The sequence below is a fragment of the Pseudomonas edaphica genome, from assembly GCF_005863185.1.
In the GTDB taxonomy this organism is placed as follows: domain Bacteria; phylum Pseudomonadota; class Gammaproteobacteria; order Pseudomonadales; family Pseudomonadaceae; genus Aquipseudomonas; species Aquipseudomonas edaphica.
This window is the reverse complement of record NZ_VBVZ01000772.1, coordinates 1-2,576: the sequence shown is the minus strand read 5'-3', so window position 1 is coordinate 2,576 and position 2,576 is coordinate 1. Positions and strand designations below refer to the sequence as shown.

Genomic DNA, 2,576 nt, shown 5'->3' with positions numbered 1-2,576 from the left:
GCGTGGAAGCTTATGCAGCAACCAACGACATTTCCCTCGCCGGCCTGCAAGCAGCCCTTGAGCGCGCCGAACAGCAAGCCCGGCAGATTTCGCCCCATGCCCTGCTCGACTTGCACACACAACAGGTCTCCAGTGACGTGGCCGACTACCTGTCGCCCGACCTCGACCAGCCCTTCCCATCCCTGAGCGACTGCTACCAACTGCTCGGCGATGAATCCGCCAGCGTGCCCAAGGATGAGCGCCTGGTCAGTTGGGAAGTCAGCCTGGGCACCACGCGGGTTGAACAGATCTACCTCAACAGCGCCGGTGCCGAGCTGCGCCAGGCTCAGCGTTTCGTCTTTCCGGGCCTGAGCGTCACCGCCTTCGACGGCAACGACAGCCAGACCCGCACCCTGGGCGGCACCAACTTCGGCCAGCAAGGCAGTGCGAACGTGATTCGCCGCTTCGGCCTGGCCGGCGCCGCCCGCACAGTCGCCGATGAAGCCCTGCAACTGCTGCTCGCGCCGAACACGCCCCACGGCCCGCGTGACCTGCTGCTGATGCCCGACCAGATGATCCTGCAGATCCACGAGTCCATCGGCCACCCGCTGGAACTGGACCGCATCCTGGGCGATGAGCGTAACTACGCCGGCACCAGTTTTGTGAAGGCCAGCGACTTCGGCCACCTGCAATACGGCTCGCCCTTGCTCAACGTGACCTTCGACCCGGACATCCCCGAACAGCTCGCCAGCTATGGGCATGACGACGACGGCACGGCCGCCAGCAAGCAATTCCTGATACGCGATGGCCTGCTGCTCAAGCCCTTGGGTGGCGCGCTGTCGCAATTTCGCGCGAACTTGCCAGGCGTGGCCAACAGCCGCGCGTGCGGCTGGAATCGGCCGCCCATCGACCGCATGGCCAACCTCAATATCGAGGCCGGCGACAAGACCCAGGCTGAGCTGGTCAGCGGCATCGAGCACGGCATTCTGATGAGCACCAACCGCTCCTGGTCCATCGATGACGCGCGCAATAAATTCCAGTTCGGCTGCGAGTGGGGCCAGTTGATCGAAAACGGCGAACTCAAGGGCGTGGTCAAAAACCCCAACTACCGCGCCATCTCCGCGCAGTTCTGGCGCAACCTCAGCGCCGTCGGCGACGCCAGCACCTTCCAGGTGTTGGGCACGCCCAACTGCGGCAAAGGCGAACCCAACCAGGTGATCCGCGTGGGCCACGCTTCACCGGCGTGTGTGTTCAGTGATATCGACGTGTTCGGGGGAGATGCCTGATGAATAACTTCAAGGCACTGGTGGGTTGGCTCAAGCAAGCCGTCACCGACAAGGAACAGTTTCACCTGGGCTACGCTGACGAGTCGTCCGAGTTCGTGCGCTTCAACCACGCCAAGGTGCGTCAAGCGGGCCAGGTGCAACAGGCCAGCCTCAACCTCAAGCTGATCAACGATGGCCGTCACGCCGACCTCGGTATCACCCTTGCCGGTGAGCCGGCGCTGGATCGCCAGCGCCTGGCCGACGGCCTGCAACAACTGCGCAAAACCTTGCCATTGTTGCCGCAGGATCCGTACCTGCTGCTGAACCACAACGCCTGGCAAAACCACAACGAACAACTGCGACCGCTGCCGGAACTGGCCCAGGTGCTGGCAGATATCAGCCAGGCCGCCGAAGGTGTGGACCTGGTGGGCTTCTACGCTGCCGGCCCCATCAGCCGTGGCTTTGCCAGTTCCGACGGCGCGTTCGGCTGGCATCAGGCCAATAGCTTCAACTTCGATTTCAGCCTGTTCCACGCCAACGGCGAAGCGGTGAAAGCCAGCTACGCCGGGCACACCTGGGACAGCGCCGAGTTCACTGAGCGTTTCCAGCGGGCGCGTGAGCAGCTGGAGTTTCTTGGCCGCCCGCTGCACAAGCTGCCTCCCGGCCAATACCGCGCCTACCTGGCCCCGGCGGCGTTGGAAGAAATCTTCAGCATTGTCACGTGGGGCGGGTTTTCCGCCCAGGCCATCGCCAGCAAAGGCAGTTGCTTGCAAAAGCTCTACACGGGTGAGCAGTCGCTGAGCCCACTGGTGAAGGTCGATGAGCAGATCAGCGGCTCCCTGAGCCAGGCGTTTTCCACCGAAGGTTACCCACGCGGCGACGTCACCCTGATCAACGCCGGCAAAGCCGAAGGCCAACTGATCAACTCGCGCAGCGCGGCCGAATATGGCCTGAGCACCAACGGCGCCAGCAGCGACGAGTCGCCCAGCGCCTTGCAGATGGCTGCAGGCAACCTGCCCCAGGCCGATATCCTCAAGCAATTGGGCACTGGCTTGTACATCAGCAACCTGTGGTATCTGAACTACTCGGACTTGCCGGCGGCACGCCTGACCGGCATGACGCGCTTTGCGACGTTCTGGGTCGAAGACGGTGAGATCAAGGCGCCGGTGAGCACCATGCGGTTTGATGACAGTGTCTACAGCCTGCTCGGTTCGCAGCTTGAAGCGCTGACCTCGGAACGGGAACTGCTGCTGTCGGCGAGTACGTACAGCCAGCGCAATACCTCCTCCAACCTGCTGCCGGGGGCGCTGGTCAAGCGCCTGACGCTAACGC

At 63.3% G+C, this 2,576-nt stretch carries 2 protein-coding genes; both read left to right on the top strand.

Annotated features, from left to right (window positions below):
• Positions 1–1,265 (top strand): TldD/PmbA family protein (locus FEM54_RS30265; protein ID WP_138454033.1); only part of this gene is annotated, 1,265 nt, incomplete at its 5' end.
• On the top strand, positions 1,265–2,576 hold a 1,312-nt coding region (locus FEM54_RS30260; RefSeq protein WP_138454032.1), incomplete at its 3' end, for a TldD/PmbA family protein. The genes FEM54_RS30265 and FEM54_RS30260, both read left to right, overlap by 1 nt.